Here is a 16502-nt window from a genome sequence, read left to right as displayed (position 1 = left end):
GCGTTCGTTCTGAGCCAGGATCAAACTCTCAAGTTTGCGTCCAATCTCACAACAGGACGAGCCAAACGACCCGCCTCCTGACGTAAAATCAATTCAGGGTTCATAACCCCTGCACATATCTAAACGTATGGTTACGTTAGGACATGCAAAAGGCCACGACTAAATAACTGCCACCCCGAGCCCTGAAGCCCCAGGAGCAGGCGCCGTCGCCCACATGTCCCTTCATCTAAAACCAACAATGTCAAAAAGCACAACCAAGACACAAAACCCGGACAACCAGACATCCCCGGCTTTAACCTCGGAGAGCATGTTGCCCGTCAATGCTTGGCGACCTCAGCGGCGGTAAACCGTGCTCCGCTGCGGTGAACAGCCCTCTAAGGAAGGCCCACGAGTCGGTCAATACCGATTTTCAAAAAATCGTAATCAACCGCTGTCACACTCTCTACCTTTCGACGTTCCTGCCGAAAAGTAAGCCGCGCCGTCGATCGCATTCATTGAACATCGTGCAGCCGTTGGGCCACTTCCGCGTTCGCTTTCGCAGCATGATTGCTTCACTCGGCTCAGGTGCTATCGCGTTGCAGGTGATTACAAAGTTCAAAACGCCGCTCTGGCCTTTGAGGGTCGGGATGCTGGGCCTGATCCTGGCCGCCACAGGATGTGCAGCCCGGAACGAAGCATCAGGAGGCGTCCAGGCTGCATCGTCTTCACCAGTACCCGTTGCGCCAGTTGCTCCTGCCCCACCGGCGTGGTGGCGTCAGGCGGGGGACCCGGTGCTGGCCACACTGATCCAGCAAGGCCTCGATCGGAGCCAGGAGGTGGCCTGTCGTATCACCAGCCTACGCGAGTATGATCGCGAAGTGGCCGAGAATGCTGGCCGCATCGGCACGAAACTGGGCCGTTTGTTGGGCGACAAAAGCGCGCTGCCAGACCCTGGTGCGCGAGACCAACGGATCGAGCGGGTATCGGTTCGCCGTTCAAGGCTGGCCCGACAGATCGCATTGGCATACGTCGATGTTCGGCGTCTCCAGCAAGACATCGCGCTGCGTACGGGTTTGCGTGACCAGTACAAGGACAACGCAGAAGTGGCTCAGTTCCGTCGTGAAGCTGGGCTGGTTTCCGGCATCGACGGCGCTCTTGCTCGGTCGCAGGATGAGACGGCCCAGGGTGAGCTCGGCTTTGCCCAAGGCCGCCTGGATTGGGCGGTGGAAGAGCTGGCCAGACTGGTCGGTGATACGCCGCAGGATCTTGTCGCGCGATTGGGGGCGCCGGGATCGCTTCCCGATCCGGCGGTCGATCCAGTGACCATCGCGGACGCACAAGACCCCCGCCGGGCTTCACTCGCGGACGCTGTCTTGAGGGAAGCAAGACTTTCACAGGCGTTGGCCGAAGCACAGCGGACGGTGAAAGATGCTCGCAGCGCGTATCGGCAAGGCGCCGGGTCTTTCGCGATGCTCTATGTTGCTGAAGCCGCCGCCGTCGCCGTGCAACTGGCATTGGTTGACGCGCGCGCAGGCCGGATTTCCACGACGCTGGACGTATGGTCGGGCAAGGACGCCGACTGGGCGAAGCAAGGGCTGGAGCCCGTCGTCGCGGATAGCCCGTTGGCCAAGGATGGTACCATTACGGTGACGGCTGGTTGTGACTGAACAGACCGCTCATAGCCCGCTCGATACGTTGCTTGGCGGAGCCCCGCGTGGGGTAATGCGGCACTGGCTCAGCCTGCTGCTGCTGGCGATGGCTGCGTTGGGGGCAATGATATTTTTCGTTCGCTTCGTGACCGGAGAGGATTCGCCATACTATTCCGCCCCCGTGGAGCGCGGAAACCTGATCCCCCTCGTTTCGGAGCGCGGGATTGTCCACGGCTCCGGCGAGGAACCGATCGTCGCGGGGATCCCCGGGCGAATCGCCTGGATTTCCGCAAAGACTAACGGGGAAGTGACCAAGGGCGAAGTGCTGGCGCGGATCGAGGCAGGGCAGGTTGCCGGTGCGGTAGCCGTCGATCGCTCGCGCCTGACGGCTGCCAGGGCCACGCTGGATGCAGCGCGGATCGATGCGCAGGACACAGGTTCGCGGCTTGCACGGTTCGAAAGCGTGTGGAAGCGATCGGGCGGGCGAGCGCCGGCTCTCAACGAGATTGAACGAGCGAGGGCGGATGCCCGCCGTGCCGACCTCGCCGCCAAAGCCGCACAGGCAGAAGTTCAGGCAGCGCAGCGTCAATTGAAGGACAATCAGGCGTTACAAGCCGAAACCGAAGTGCGCGCACCTATTTCGGGGACGCTGGTCACCCGGCATGTGCAGGCTGGCCAGGTGGTGAACCTGAACCAGCCGCTCTACACGATCGCGGCGGGACTCTCCCCCATGACAATCGACGTTCCGATGTCCATGCAGTCCGGATCTTCGATCAAGCCCGGCACCATGGCGAAGGTCCGGCTCGATCAGATGCCGGATACGCCGCAATCGGCGAAAGTGACGCTGATCAGGGTAAGCCCGCCGCCGCAGTCAGCGCCGCCACGGGCCGTGTTCACGATCGAGACCCCCGACCCCAAAGTACGGCCAGGAATGGCGGCTACGGTGGAGATCGAGCTTTCTGAACGGCGCAATGTCTTGCTGGTGCCGGATGCTGCGCTGGTGTTCGAGCCGATGCCGCAGCAAGGTCGGCGGCGTCCTCGCATTTACGTGCTCGAGGATGGCGAGCCGCGGAGGGTGTACGTCTCTGTCGGTGGCAGCGATGGCAAGCGCACCGAGGTCTTCGCCAATGACCTTGAGCCAGGGAGCCGAGCGATCATCGGTTGGCGGGATGGGACGAGCAGAACCGACAAGTCAGGTAGCTGACAGGTTTGCGCTGCAACAATGAGACTACTCGTGCGTATCCGCAGCGAGGCTCGTTTGAACAACCAGAGGATTCGCCGTTCTGCTTAATGACGCGCAGATGTCGCGCCGCACGGCCGTCAGGATTTTCGCAATGCTGGCAGCCGCCACCGCCGCGCCGGGTGGTCTTGCCGCCGCAACCGCAGGTCGCCTGGGTGCGGCGTCGCCGTTTTCGTGGCAGCGCCTCGTGTCCCGGGCCAAGGCGCTGGCGGGTAAGCCTTTCATCGCTGTACCCGACTCGGTTCATGCCGCAGCGGACTATGATGCGGCAGTCCGGCTGACATACGGAGCCGCTCAATCCATCGCTGGGAATGTGCGCCTGTTCCCGGCGACGCGTGAAACGGCCCCCAAACCGGTGACGATCGCCATCGTCGAAAACGGTCAAGCGCGGGACATCGTCAATACGGATGGACTGTTCGTCGGCAATCAAAACACCGATGCCGCCGGGTTCAGAGTGATGGACAATACCGGAAAAAGCGATTGGCTGGCTTTTCAGGGTGCCAACTATTTCCGGTCGTCGGGCGGGCGCGATCAATATGGGCTGTCGGCGCGTGCGGTGGCGATCGATACCGGGCTTGATGGCACGGAAGAATTTCCGGCCTTTACTCATTTCTGGATCGAGCAGACCGGACCTGACACGGTACGCGTTCATGCGCTGCTAGATGGGCCAAGCCTTACCGGAGCATATGCTTTCGATTGTCGCAAGGGATCGGACAGCGTCACACAGCAGGTAACAGCAGCTCTGTTCATGCGGCGCAATGTGCGACAGCTGGGAGTAGCTGCAGCGTCGAGCATGTTCTGGTACGACCAATCCAGCCCCCCAAGAGCGCGGCGGGATTGGCGGCCGGAAATCCACGATTCGGATGGGTTGGCGATCTGGTCAGGCGATGGTGAGCGGATCTGGCGGCCGCTGGAAAATCCTTCCGCAGCGACGCTCAATTCATTTCGCGCCGTATCGCCCAAAGGCTTCGGCCTTCTGCAGCGCGACCAGGAATTCGATCACTATCAGGATGATGGTGTTTTCTACGATCGCCGCCCCTCACTGTGGGTGGAGCCGAAAGGCGATTGGGGAACAGGCGCGGTGTGCCTTTACGAAATGCCTACCCAAAGCGAAACGATGGATAACATCGCCATGTTCTGGCGGAGCGACAGACCGGCCAAGGCAGGTGAACGGCGCGATCTGGGCTATAAGCTGACGTGGACTTCAAACGATCCGACAGCTGATCGTGCGTCGCGATGTGTCGATCTGTACGACGGTCCGGGCGGCATTCCCGGTGCCCCGCCGGTGGCCGGCGTGCGCAAGTTCGTATTCGATTTTGAAGGTCCTGCTCTGGCCGGGCTTGATCGCAATAGCGGTGTCGTTGCGGAAACCGATCTGCCCAAGGGAGCCATTTCCTCTGCCACGGCTTATCCGTTGGCCCGGAAAGATGCGCGCTGGCGCGTCATGCTGGATGTGAGGACCAAGGATTTGACCCAGGCCCAGTTCCGCCTCTTCCTGAAGCGTGGTGATACGGCGCTAAGCGAGACCGTGATCAAAGCGATTGGCGCGGGGGACGACGCGTGACTGTAAGGCCAGCGGTCCCCTTGCCGATGCTCCCGGCGGAAGCTCCTTTGGGGATGCCGGTGCAGAACCTGTATGGCAACCCGCCCGGCGCCATCGAGGTTTTGACCAGCCCGCACGGCATGCTGGTGAAGCGGTTGCTGCTCATCGCGCTGACGGCGGTGATCGGCCTTGCCGCGTCGAGCGCCGTCCGCATGGAACTGTCGCGCGATGGCCTGGATCTGGTGGAAGTGGCGCTTCTGCTCTTTTTCGTGCCGCTGTTTTGCTGGATCGCTTTCGGGTTTGTCACGTCGACGGTCGGTTTTCTGAAGCTGATCACCGGGGAGCACCCGGGCTTCACCGCTCTTCCAAGCCCAGCCGCCAGTCTCAGGCATCGCACTGCGGTGCTGATGCCGGTCTATAACGAAGGCGTCGAGGAAGTCTTCGCTCGCGTCCGAGCGATGGCGCACTCGATTGCGGCTTCGGGCGGTGCGCCCTGGATCGACTTCTTCATCCTCAGCGATTCCAATCCGTTCCACGGCAAGCGCGAGGAAGCGGCGTGGCGGGAACTGGCGGCCGAAGCGCCGATCAAAGTCTATTATCGCCGCAGGGAAAAGAACACCGCCCGCAAGCCCGGCAACATTGCCGAGTGGGTCCGCCGTTTCGGTTCCTCCTACGAGTGCATGCTGATCTTGGACGCGGATTCGATGATGAGCGGCGACACGATCGTCGGCATGGCATCGATCATGGAAGAGCGCCCGTCGATCGGCTTGCTGCAGACCGTGCCGATGATCACCAACGCGCGAACCCTTTTCCAGCGGTGGATGCAGTTCGCCAGCGAGGCGTACGGCCCGATCGCGAGCGCGGGGCTGCTCTGGTGGTCAGGGGCGGAGTCGAACTTCTGGGGCCATAATGCGATTGTCCGCACACGCGCCTTCGCCGAATCCTGCGGTCTTCCCGAATTGCCCGGGAAGGCCCCGTTCGGCGGTCATATCCTGAGCCACGACATGCTGGAATCTGCGCTGCTGAGGCGGCGGGGATGGGCTGTCCACATGGTGATGATCGGCGGCAGCTATGAAGAATTCCCCCCCACGATCGTGGACCTCGCCATTCGTGATCGTCGATGGATGCAGGGCAACCTGCAGCATATCCAGCTTCTGGACGCCGCAGGGTTGCACTGGACCAGCCGCCTGCATCTGCTGATCGGAGCGTCCGCTTACCTGACCTCACCCGGGTGGCTGCTGCTGATACTTACCATGATCGGCCAAGTGGCCACCCAGGGAACGGGGGGCGGATTCGTTACGCTCGCTCCGCCCAGCGTTTTAGCTCTTACGGTGGTTCTGCTGTTCGGCCCGAAGCTGATGGGCACCATCTGGATGCTTGCCGATCGTGATCGCCGCCGCAGTTTCGGCGGAACCGGTGCCATTCTGCGGACGGTTCCGCTGGAGATCGTGCTGGGCATGCTGATGGCTCCAGTAACGATGGTAACCCAAACCAAGGCGCTACTCGGCTTGCTGCTGGGCATTTCGGCGGGGTGGAACACTCAATCGCGCAACGCCCGCCGGATTCCCATCCGTGAAGTTTTGCCAGACTTGCGCGAGCATCTGTTGCTGGGCGTTGCTTTGGCGGCGACGGCCTTCCTGGATACGTCGACCGCCTTGTGGCTCTCCCCGATTATCATCGGGCTGCTTCTGTCGCCTTGGCTGATCAGCTTGACGTCAAGCGAGGCGCTTGGAGCGAAGGCGGAAGCCGCCCGTTTCTTCCAGGTGCCCGAGCCCGGCATCACCGAGACGCCCCGCCTGCCCCATCCCGAACCGCGCGCGCCGTCGAACGATCACGCGGTGGTCGAAGCCTGACTGCCGAATAGCCTCGCCGCTGTCTGCGGGGCAGATGGGAAATACAGGTGCATGTAGCTCGCCGTCAGCGAGCCATGCCGGTAGATCGCTTCTCCGTCCCGGCCATCCGGTGTGATCGATCGGGCCAACGGGGTGAGAGGCGTATCCAACGAGGAGTAATGGAATGTGTGGCCGGTCATGACCCCATCCTCCAGCGCTACCTGCTGCATCCCAAGCGCCCCCAGTCGAGGCTGCATCGTTGCCCGGCCCGGGAAAATGCCCGGCAACTGAGCGCTATATCCGCTCAAGTCTGTGAGCGCCTCGCAGGTATACAGCATACCGCCACACTCGGCGAGGATCGGCAGGTTTCGCTCATGATGCTCGCGTATAGCGGCAATCATCGATGCGTTGGCGCTCAACCTATCCAGATGCAGTTCCGGGTACCCTCCAGGCAGCCAGACAGCATCGCAGGGCGGCAGATGGTGGTCAGCCAATGGGGAAAAGAACTCCAACCTGGCCCCCGATTGCACAAGGCAATCGACGTTGGCGGGGTAGATGAAAGCGAATGCCTCATCACGCGCTATCGCAATGCGCCTGCCCTCCAGAGACTTCTGCGCATCGGGGTCTACCGCAGATGGGGCAAACCGGACCGGCGGCGGAAGCTGCCGCGCTTCGTCCGGTAGTAGCTCCGCAAGGTGGTCCAGCCGGCGATTGAGATCGGCCACTTCGCTCGCCTGCACCAGTCCCAGATGCCGCGATGGCAGCGAACTCTCAGTGTTGCGCGCCACAGTGCCCCACCAGTTGATGGTGTCAGGGATTCCCTGCCGGAGCAATTCCGCATGCCGCGGCGTGCCGACCTTGTTGGCGAGCACCGCGTGAAGATCCAGCCCCGAACGATACGTCGCAAGCCCATGCACCAGCGCACCGAAAGTTTGCGCCATCGCCGATCCGTCGAGTATCGCGAGCACGGGCAGGCCAAACCGCTGCGCGACGTCTGCCGCACACGGATCGCCGTCGAACAGGCCCATCGCTCCTTCGATAAGGATGAGATCAGCCTCGCCCGCCGCCGTGTACAGCATATCGCGGCATTGTTCTTCGCCGCACATGAACAGGTCCAGCTGATAGACCCGCTCGCCACAGGCGGCTTCCAGAATCATCGGGTCCAGGAAGTCCGGCCCGCATTTGAACACCTTCACCCGGCGTCCCGTGTTTCGATGGTGCCGCGCCAAGGCAGCCGTCAGCATCGTCTTGCCCTGGCCGGAAGAGGGTGCCGTCACCAGCAATGCCGGGCAATCATGGTGGAGGCCGTTCGTCATCGCTGCCGAGTATGCGCGTTAACTTTTGCGCGCAAGCATCGGGTACTTGCACGTGGCGGCATCGCACGATAGTTGCCGCGCCGCGACAGGTTCCCCGCAAGGGGATCAAAAGGGAACGCGGGTGTGATGCCCGGGCTGCCCCTGCAACTGTAAGCGGTGAGCCATCGGCCATCACGCCATTGGAACCTTCGGGTTCTGAGAAGGCGGCCGAACCGGCACTGACCCGTGAGCCAGGAGACCTGCCTGACGCAGTCGTTCTTCGACCGGACAGGGTGTGCCGGACGGACGGGGGTGTGAACTCCTAGCGTGACGACAGCCTGACAGCGTGAGGCTCATCGCCTTTCGCCGTCGATGTCGTCTGCTGAAGGATCATACATTGCACGCCCGTATTCCCGCTTTCCTTGCGCTTGCCCTCGCCTCATCCCCCGCCCTGGCGGAAACTGCCCCTGATATGGCCGTCGACATATCTGGCAGCGGAGAGGGAGCGGAAGAACGCATCGTCGTGTCCGCCCTGCGCACCCCCGTGGCCGCAGAGCGAGTTTCCGCGCTGGTCACCATCCTGGATGAACCGGCGATCGTCGCGCTGCAACCAGTCGCCGTTACCGATGCCTTGCTGCGCACTCCGGGCATCAGCCTGTCGCGCAATGGCGGCTATGGCACCACCACATCGCTACGCATCCGCGGAGCCGACGCCGGGCAAAGCGTAATGGTGATAGACGGCATGCGCCTGTCCGATCCTTCGTCGACGGCGGGTGGTTACGGATTTTCCAACCTCCTGCTCGATGACATCGATCGGATTGAAATTCTGCGTGGCCCTCAATCCATCCTGTGGGGCAGCGACGCGATCGGCGGTGTCATCAATGTACGCACCCGTCGCCCCACCCAGCCGCTGGAGGGCAGCTTCGCCCTGGAGGCAGGCACGCACGACACCGTATCGGCGCGCGCCGGGATCGGCGGCACGTCCGAGGCGGTAGACTGGCGTCTCGCGGGTTCACGGTTCACGACAGACGGGATCTCCGCCCGGTCGAATGGGACAGAGGCGGATGGCTACACCCGTTCCGGTGCAAGTGGCACCGTTACCGTCCGGATCGCCCCGGGCGTCAGTCTTGACCTGCGTGGCTACTGGTCGAAATCCAACAACGATTTCGACGGGACATCTGGCGATACCCGCGCCTACGGGCTCACTCGGGAGTGGTCTGGCTATGCCGGCCTGAACTTCGCGCTCTTCGACGGGCGACTGTTAAACCGGCTGGCTGTTCTGCAGGGCGAGACCGATCGCGAGAACTACGATCCCGCGCGCAGGATCAGGCAGATCAGCTTCGATGCCCACGGCCGGGTGCGTCGCTTTGAATATCAGGGTACGTACACTTTCTCTGACACCATACAGGCCGTATTCGGTGCCGAGCGCGAAGAACAGCGGATGACGACGGCGTCGCCCTCCAACAGCACTACGCCGTATGTGCTCACCCCCAATAGCGTGGACACCGATAGCCTATACGGCGAGTTGCGCGTGTCGCCGGTTCGAGGGCTGACGCTGAATGGGGGGGCACGGTATTCCGACCAGTCCCGTTTCGGCAGCAACACCGTGGTCAGCGCAGGAGCCGTATTCACGCCCAATGACGGCGCCACCATCCTGCGCGCCAGTTATTCTGAGGGCTACAAGGCACCGTCGCTCTATCAGTCGTTCAGCATTTACGGCACGGCGGACCTTGTTCCGGAAAAAGCCAATGGCTGGGAAGTGGGTGCGGAACAGCATCTGGGCGACGTGCTTCATGTCGCCGCCACCTGGTTCAATCGTGATACCGACAATCTGATCGATTTCTCCAACTGTCCGGTCCGGGGAACACTGCCCGCCGCCTGCTACATACCCGGCACCTCGACCTCGCGCCTGGGGTACTATGCCAACGTGAAGGCAGCCAAGGCGGAGGGCATCGAACTGTCTGCATCGGGCAGGCTTGGCGTGCTGTTCGCCAACGGAAACTACAGCTGGATCAGGGCGGAAGATCGCACTCCGGGTGCTACCTATGGGCGCCAGCTCCAACGCGTGCCCCGCCATCTGGCGAATGCGGAAGCGGGCATCGATCTGCCGCAAGGTCTGCGCGCCTCGATCGCGGCACGCTACTCCGGCGAAAGTTTCAACGCCGCCACCGGCACGGCGACGCTCGATGATTACTGGCTGATCGACTTGCGTGGCCAATGGCAAGTCAGCGATGGCCTGATCGTCCAGGGTCGCGTCGAAAATCTGACTGATACGCATTACGAAACGGCAGCGGGATACGGAACGCTGGGCCGCACTGTAACTCTCGGACTGCGGAGCCGCTTTTGATGCTGGAACCTGTCGCCCCCGGGCCGTCGGTCGTTGTCTGCAGCACCTGCCGATACAGCGGGGATGGCAGGATCAGGAATGACGATGCCCCCCGCGACGGCGCGGTGCTGGCCGATGCATTGCGAAAAGTGCAGGAGGCGGACCCGGCGCTGCAAGCCGTGGCCGTACAGGCCATGCCCTGCCTGTTCGCCTGCTCCCGATCATGCACTGTCCATATTCGGGCGCCGGGCAAAGTCGGTTACGTCCTCGGAGACTTTGCCCCCGATCACGATGCGGCTCGGGCAATCTTGGAATACGCCGTAGCGCACGCAGCAAGCGAGGAAGGCCGAGTGCCGTTTCGCGAATGGCCGCAGGGCGTGAAGGGGCACTTCATCACGCGGACACCGCCCGAGGGCTTTGTCTGCACATGACCCGGTTTGCCGACGCCACCGCCTTTTCTGTCGCGCTTTCCGTCCTCCCCGGGCCGGATCCGAAAAGCCGGGCGGCCGCCCTTGCGCGCCAAGCTCGACTGACCAAGCCGGCTGGCGCACTCGGCCGGTTGGAAGACATCGCCGTGTTCATGGCCGGATGGCAGGGGGCGCAATGCCCCCGGGTCGATCGGGTACAGGCGGTAGTGTTTGCTGGAAATCATGGGGTCGTCGCCCAAGGTGTCAGCGCCTATCCCAGTGAGGTGACCGCGCAGATGGTCGCGAACTTTGAGAAGGGGGGCGCAGCGATCAACGTGCTCACGCGGGCATGCGGAGCCGACCTGTCCATCATCGCGCTGGAACTCGATCATCCCACCGAAGACATCACTCAGGCACCGGCCATGACGACGGAAGAGTGCCTCGCCGCGCTCAACGAAGGCGCGGCGTGCCTGCGGCCGGACACGCAGCTGTTGCTCGTCGGTGAAATGGGGATAGGCAACACAACCCCAGCCGCAGCGATGTGTGCTCAGGCGGTAGGAGGGACGGCGACGGACTGGGCGGGGCGCGGAACTGGCATCGACGATGCCGGCTTCCAACGTAAAGTGGCCGCTATCGACACCGCGTTGAACCTGCATGGCAACCATTGCACCGATGCTTTCGAAACACTGCGCCATCTGGGCGGTCGTGAAATCGCGGCAATGGCTGGCGCTATTCTGGCGGCACGGTTGGCACGGGTCCCGGTTCTTCTCGACGGTTTCATCGCCTGTGCAGCGATTGCCCCGCTGGTGCGGCATAATCCCCGATTTACCGACCACTGTCTGGCCGCGCATTCATCGGCGGAGGCGGGGCATGCAAGGTTGCTGGCTACCCTGTCCCTCGCCCCCCTGCTGAACCTTGGCCTCAGGCTGGGCGAAGGAACGGGTGCCGCCTTAGCGGTGCCAATCGTCCGCGCGGCCTTGGCGGCGCATTCCGAAATGGCGACATTTGAAGAAGCGGCGGTGTCCAGCAGCCAATGAGCGGGATTCTGGTCCATCTGATGCGTCATGGCATCCCCCAACATCCCGGGCTGCTGCTGGGGCATCGGGATGATCCGCCTTTGCCCGCCGGCATCGACTTATGTGTTGCCCGCAGTGTCGATCTTACCTTTGCCGAGGTCGTATCATCCGACCTCTCCCGAGCCTCCAAACCGGCTGATGGGATAGCCGGTGAGCGCGGAATCTCTCCTCGCATCGATCCAGACTGGCGAGAGTTGGATTTTGGCAACTGGACAGGACTGACGCCCGAAGCAATCGATCCGGCGGCACACGCGTCGTTCTGGAACGACCCGCAGCATTGTCCCCCTCCCGGTGGAGAGCGTTGGTCCGACCTATGCGATCGCGTGGGCGGTGCCCTTGCTCGCATCACGAACACATCCTTGATCCTGACGCATGGTGGAGCAATGCGGGCAGCACTCGCAGTTTTGTTCCACATGGAACATTTACAGACTTGGGCCTTCGACTTCCCCTATTCCAGCGTTCTCAGCCTTCGAGTTTGGCCTGGCGAGGCGGCTCAGATCGTAGGGCTGCGAACATGAAGGGCGTGATCCTCGCCCTGCAATTCCTGACCCGCCTGCCGTTCCCTCGCGTGCAGGCGACAGAGCAGGAGTTCGCCGCCTCGATGCGATGGTTCCCGGTCGCCGGAGTGGCAGTGGGTACTGCCGTCGTGCTGCCATGGACACTCATCCACGCTTATGATCCATGGCTTGCCGCGCTCGCTGGTTTGATTGGATGGGTCGCCATGACCGGCGCACTTCATCTGGACGGCCTGGCAGATGTGGCGGACGGCATGGGCGCAGCGCACCGAGGAAGAGACCGGCTCTCTGCCGTCATGGCAGACCCGCATGTCGGCAGCTTTGCGGTAGTAGTGCTGGTCATCCAATTGCTCACCAAACTGCTGCTGCTGCATTCTCTGCCATCATCCAGCTGGTCCGCCCTTCTCCTCGTTCCCATACTGGCGCGCATCGCCCCGATTGCCTGGGCTTTGTATATGCCCCCGCTGCACGCCGGATTGGGCAGCAGTTTTCGCAGCCACATCCGCCTCTTCCATCTCGTTATCTGGTCGATCATGGCGACCGTCTGCGCGATCATGCTCGCGCCGTCGCTGCTTGTCGTGTTTGCGCTGGTTCCTTTGTGGAGGTGGTGGCTCCTTTCACGGCTCGGCGGGATTTCGGGGGACGGCCATGGCGCCGGTATCGAATTGATCGAAACGGCTCTGCTTATCGCCTTGGTCATAGCCCGGTGAACGATGCGTTCGAGTACCATGGCGGGCGCCTGAACGAAGCGGCCGCGCATTTCGGCGGGGACCCGAGCACGTGGCTGGACCTCTCTACCGGATTGAACCCCACCCCGTGGCCGGTGCACATTGTGCCGGCACCGGAATGGACCACCCTTCCCGCTCCTACGGCCCTGACCAAATTGGAGCAGATAGCGGCTGGTCATTTCAGCGCCGATCCGGACTTCGTGTGCGCCGTCCCGGGCAGTGAGTTCGGCCTTCGTTTGCTAGCATCGGAGATCAGCCTGCGAGGTCGTTCACTGACCCCGGCCTATCGCACCCATTCAGAAGCGTTTGCGAATTCCCGCCCGATCGCGTTTGGTGGCTCGGTGGAAGACGGTGAAACCGTCGTCGTTGCCAACCTCAATAATCCGGACGGCAAGGTATACTCCGCCGATGAGATCATGAATTGGTCGCGGGGCATTGGCGCGGCAAACGGATGGTTGATCGTCGACGAAGCCTTTGCCGATTGCCACCCACAGATAAGCGTAGCGGGCCATGTTGGACCTGGCCGCAGACTGATTGTTCTCCGGTCGTTTGGTAAATTCTTCGGGCTCGCCGGTTTGCGGCTGGGGTTCCTGATTGCCCCGCCGGCGATCGTTTCGGGCATACGCGGCAAGCTGGGGGCGTGGCCGCTCCATGCCGCCGCCCTGACCATCGGCAGCGCGGCCTACGCGGACCAAGAGTGGATTGATCGCACCCGCGTCGAACTGCCGGCCAGAGCCGATCGCCTTGACGCCGTGCTGAACGCGCATGGGCTTGAAGCGCAAGGCGAGTGCCCGTTGTTTCGCTATGTAAAGGTTCGCCACGCGCGCAATCTTTTCGAACATCTTGCCCGGGCGCGCATCCTTGCAAGACCGTTTACCGCCAATTCGTCAGCCCTGCGGCTGGGAGTTCCAGACGATCCCGCTGCGCTCGAACGCCTGAACCGGGCGCTGGACGAGTGGAAGCGTCGTGGCTGATCCGATCGCGTTCCTGGGGCTGGCCATCGAAAGCGCGATTGGATGGCCCAGCAGGCTGCATGCTGCCACCGGGCATCCAGTGGGACTGTTCGCCAAACTGATCGCGGCGAATGATAGGCAATTTAACCGCGTGGAATGGTCGGACCGGCGTCGGCGTCTTGCCGGATTGGCGGCGATGGGTCTGCTGATCGGGCTGACCCTGTTCATCACCATGACCATCGAAACTGTGATACGACGCTGGGCGGGGGATTGGGCATGGGTGCCGATTGCCATCCTGTCATGGCCCGCGATCGCCGCGCGGAGTCTGGACGATCACGTCAGGCCCGTGTGGAAAGCATTGCATAACGGCAATCTTGGGGCCGCCCGTCAATCCGTTTCCATGATTGTCGGCCGCGACACTGGCTCTTTGGACGAGCAGGGCATCACCCGCGCGGCAATCGAAAGTCTGGCTGAAAGCTTCAGCGATGGCGTGGTTGCCCCGCTGTTCTGGCTGGTGGTCTTCGGATTTCCCGGCGTATGGGTCCTTAAAGCCATCAATACCGCCGACAGCATGATCGGGCACCGTGAAGAACCATATAGAGCTTATGGATGGGCTGCGGCACGGATGGACGATCTGGTAATGCTGGTGCCTGCCAGGCTTTCCGCGCTCCTGCTTTGCATCGCCGGAGCAGGTGGATGGCGCACTCTGCTGCGCGATCACGCGTCCCATGCCTCCCCCAACGCCGGGTGGCCAGAAGCGGCAATGGCGGGGGCATTGGGCGTCAGGCTGGCTGGTCCGATCGCCTACGAGGGTATCGTGAATGACAAGCCGTGGATAGGCAAGGATCTGCGCGATTGCGATCCCGCCGACTTGCGGCGAGCGCTGCATATCTATCGAGCGGCCTGTGGTTTACTTGCGGCTGTTGCATTGGGAGTGGCAATCGCATGGCCGGTTTGATGCTGCAGGGTACTGGCTCGGATGTAGGCAAGTCAATCCTCGTAGCCGGGCTATGCCGCGCCGCTGCCAATCGCGGGATGAAGGTGCTTCCCTTCAAACCACAGAACATGTCCAACAATGCAGCGGTGACCCCGGAGGGTGGGGAGATCGGCCGGGCACAAGCGCTGCAGGCGCTAGCTGCGCGGGCTCCACTGCACGTGGACATGAATCCGGTGCTTCTCAAGCCACAGGCAGACCGTACTTCGCAACTGATCGTCCATGGGCAAGTACGCGGAACGATTGGCGCCGCTAATTTCCGTGAGGCGCGCCGCCCGCTTTTGCCCGAAGTACTCGCCAGCTATCGTCGGCTGGAAAACCGGTGCGATCTGGTCATCGTCGAAGGAGCCGGCTCGCCCGCAGAGATCAACCTTCGCGATGGAGACATCGCCAACATGGGCTTTGCCCGCGAAGCGAACGTGCCCGTCGTGCTGGCGGGCGACATCGATCGAGGCGGCGTGATCGCGGCAATCGTCGGAACGCGCGCGGTGATCGACGCTGGCGACGCGGCGATGATCCGCGGCTTCATCATCAACAAGTTTCGCGGCAATCCCACTCTGTTCGCAGATGGCTATGCCGCGATTGAGCGCATGTCCGGTTGGCGCGGCTTTGGGGTGTTGCCCTGGGTTTCTGCTGTTGCTCAGCTTCCAAGCGAAGATGCCGTCGTGCTGGAACGGGGATTGGGCACCAGACCGGGAAAGCTGCTTGTAGCCTGTCCTATCTTGCCGCGCATCGCCAATTTCGATGATCTGGATCCCTTGCGCCAAGAGCCGGGCGTCGAAGTGGCTATGATCCCGCCGGGGACCGCGATACCTGCCGAGGCCACCTTGATCGTGCTCCCGGGATCGAAGGCGACGATTGCCGATCTGGCATTTATGCGCGCTCAAGGTTGGGACATCGATGTTCTGGCGCATCGCCGGCGGGGGGGCAGGATATTGGGGATTTGCGGTGGGTATCAGATGCTGGGGGGCAGAATTGCCGACCCGGATGGGATCGAAGGGCAGCCGAGTTCTGTGCCGGGGCTTGGCCTGCTGGACATTGAAACCGTTCTTGGCAGCCGCAAGGAACTGCGCGCGGTGCAGGGTGCAGCCATGGGCGCATCGTTCACGGGGTATGAAATGCACATGGGCGTGACATCTGGCGCGGATGCGGCCCGCCCTTTCGCCAGCCTTGACGGCGGACACAACGACGGCGCGCAAAGCCCTGACGGCTATGTGCTGGGGACCTATTGCCACGGCCTGTTCTCCAAGCCAGGCCTTCGCGGATCCTTGCTGAACTGGATGGGCACCTGTTCCGATGGCGTAGATCATGATCTGCGCATCGATGCGGCGCTTGATGCGCTTGCCCAGGCGATGGAAACCCATCTCGATATCGATGGCTTGCTCTGCCTTGCAGGACAAAGCCGATGACCGGCAGCCTGCTGGTTCTTGGCGGCGCTCGATCGGGCAAAAGCCGCTACGCGCAGGCACGTGCCGAGGCTCTGCTTGGAAGGTTGACATATATCGCCACCGCGCAGGCATTCGACGAAGAAATGGTCGTCCGCATCGACCGTCATCGTGAACATCGTGGCCCGCGCTGGACGACGATCGAAGAGCCGCTTGATCTGAGCTCCGCCATTGATCGGGCGGCCGATGTTTCCGATGCCATATTGGTTGATTGTCTGACCCTGTGGGTGACCAACCTAATGCTAGGCGATTTGGACATTGCCCCTGCGGTATCGCGACTGATCGATACCATCAATCGATGCCACCGCCCCCTCATTCTCGTATCGAACGAAGTGGGCCTGGGGATCGTGCCGGACAACGCACTCTCCCGGCGTTTCAGGGATGAGGCGGGTCGCCTCAATCAGACCGTTGCGGCGATTGCGGACGAGGTGCAGTTCATTGCCGCGGGACTTCCGTTGCGGCTTAAATAGGTCTGGATCGGCCTTTCGCGATAGAGCCTGCTTGCGTACCATTGCGGGCA

The 16502-nt window shown here is 62.3% G+C and carries 14 protein-coding genes, 1 rRNA gene and 1 riboswitch (1 of these 16 only partly in view); of the genes, 13 read left to right on the top strand and 2 right to left on the bottom strand.

Annotated features, from left to right (window positions below):
* Positions 1-36: ribosomal RNA gene (locus ACZ1JM_RS14180) — 16S ribosomal RNA — on the bottom strand (it extends 1453 nt beyond the left edge of the window).
* A gap of 545 nt (positions 37-581) precedes the next feature.
* On the opposite strand from ACZ1JM_RS14180, the gene ACZ1JM_RS14175 reads away from it, so the two are divergent.
* The 4 genes from ACZ1JM_RS14175 (at position 582) to mdoH (ending at position 6264) form a co-directional block, all read left to right on the top strand.
* Positions 582-1646 (top strand): TolC family protein, encoded by a 1065-nt coding sequence (locus ACZ1JM_RS14175; protein ID WP_465133022.1) that lies wholly within the window; start codon positions 582-584, stop codon positions 1644-1646.
* Entirely contained in the window at positions 1639-2832 is a 1194-nt protein-coding gene (locus ACZ1JM_RS14170) for an efflux RND transporter periplasmic adaptor subunit (protein WP_465133021.1), read from the top strand. The genes ACZ1JM_RS14175 and ACZ1JM_RS14170 overlap by 8 nt, the downstream gene beginning before the upstream one ends.
* Positions 2833-2929: 97 nt before the next feature.
* Positions 2930-4432, top strand: coding sequence for an OpgD/OpgG family glucan biosynthesis protein (locus ACZ1JM_RS14165; protein WP_465133020.1), 1503 nt, complete (start codon positions 2930-2932; stop codon positions 4430-4432).
* 26 nt (positions 4433-4458) lie between these two features.
* The gene (mdoH, locus tag ACZ1JM_RS14160) at positions 4459-6264 is read left to right on the top strand and encodes a glucans biosynthesis glucosyltransferase MdoH (protein ID WP_465135084.1); all 1806 of its coding nucleotides are present in this window, start codon (positions 4459-4461) and stop codon (positions 6262-6264) included.
* On the opposite strand, the gene ACZ1JM_RS14155 is transcribed toward mdoH, so the two are convergent.
* Positions 6243-7559, bottom strand: coding sequence for a cobyrinate a,c-diamide synthase (locus tag ACZ1JM_RS14155; protein WP_465133019.1), 1317 nt, complete (start codon positions 7557-7559; stop codon positions 6243-6245). The two genes, mdoH and ACZ1JM_RS14155, sit on opposite strands and share 22 nt — an antisense overlap.
* A 70-nt stretch (positions 7560-7629) precedes the next feature.
* Positions 7630-7820: riboswitch (cobalamin riboswitch) on the top strand.
* A gap of 190 nt (positions 7821-8010) precedes the next feature.
* On the opposite strand from ACZ1JM_RS14155, the gene ACZ1JM_RS14150 reads away from it, so the two are divergent.
* From ACZ1JM_RS14150 to cobU, 9 genes are read left to right on the top strand one after another with little or no spacing between them, the layout of a single operon-like run.
* Complete coding sequence (locus ACZ1JM_RS14150) at positions 8011-9885, top strand: TonB-dependent receptor plug domain-containing protein (RefSeq protein ID WP_465133018.1); 1875 nt, start codon at positions 8011-8013, stop codon at positions 9883-9885.
* The gene (locus tag ACZ1JM_RS14145) at positions 9885-10295 is read left to right on the top strand and encodes a DUF1636 domain-containing protein (protein ID WP_465133017.1); all 411 of its coding nucleotides are present in this window, start codon (positions 9885-9887) and stop codon (positions 10293-10295) included. Before ACZ1JM_RS14150 ends, ACZ1JM_RS14145 begins: the two co-directional genes overlap by 1 nt.
* A complete protein-coding gene (gene cobT / locus ACZ1JM_RS14140; RefSeq protein ID WP_465133016.1) occupies positions 10292-11308 on the top strand; it encodes a nicotinate-nucleotide--dimethylbenzimidazole phosphoribosyltransferase in 1017 nt (338 codons plus the stop codon). Before ACZ1JM_RS14145 ends, cobT begins: the two co-directional genes overlap by 4 nt.
* On the top strand, positions 11305-11865 hold the full coding sequence (locus ACZ1JM_RS14135; protein ID WP_465133015.1) for a histidine phosphatase family protein: 561 nt from the start codon (positions 11305-11307) through the stop codon (positions 11863-11865). Before cobT ends, ACZ1JM_RS14135 begins: the two co-directional genes overlap by 4 nt.
* Positions 11862-12572: an adenosylcobinamide-GDP ribazoletransferase gene (locus ACZ1JM_RS14130; protein ID WP_465133014.1), complete on the top strand. Its 711-nt coding sequence runs from the start codon at positions 11862-11864 to the stop codon at positions 12570-12572. The genes ACZ1JM_RS14135 and ACZ1JM_RS14130 overlap by 4 nt, the downstream gene beginning before the upstream one ends.
* The gene (locus ACZ1JM_RS14125; protein WP_465133013.1) at positions 12569-13564 is read left to right on the top strand and encodes a threonine-phosphate decarboxylase; all 996 of its coding nucleotides are present in this window, start codon (positions 12569-12571) and stop codon (positions 13562-13564) included. Before ACZ1JM_RS14130 ends, ACZ1JM_RS14125 begins: the two co-directional genes overlap by 4 nt.
* Positions 13557-14501, top strand: coding sequence for an adenosylcobinamide-phosphate synthase CbiB (cbiB, locus tag ACZ1JM_RS14120; RefSeq protein ID WP_465133012.1), 945 nt, complete (start codon positions 13557-13559; stop codon positions 14499-14501). Before ACZ1JM_RS14125 ends, cbiB begins: the two co-directional genes overlap by 8 nt.
* Complete coding sequence (locus ACZ1JM_RS14115; RefSeq protein WP_465133011.1) at positions 14489-15946, top strand: cobyric acid synthase; 1458 nt, start codon at positions 14489-14491, stop codon at positions 15944-15946. The genes cbiB and ACZ1JM_RS14115 overlap by 13 nt, the downstream gene beginning before the upstream one ends.
* Positions 15943-16452 (top strand): bifunctional adenosylcobinamide kinase/adenosylcobinamide-phosphate guanylyltransferase, encoded by a 510-nt coding sequence (cobU, locus tag ACZ1JM_RS14110; RefSeq protein WP_465133010.1) that lies wholly within the window; start codon positions 15943-15945, stop codon positions 16450-16452. Before ACZ1JM_RS14115 ends, cobU begins: the two co-directional genes overlap by 4 nt.
* The last annotated feature ends 50 nt before the right edge of the window (positions 16453-16502 follow it).

The sequence above is a fragment of the Novosphingobium sp. BL-S-24 genome (genome assembly GCF_055521575.1).
Note: the sequence above shows the minus strand (reverse complement) of the source record. Positions and strands in the feature narration are given on the sequence as shown.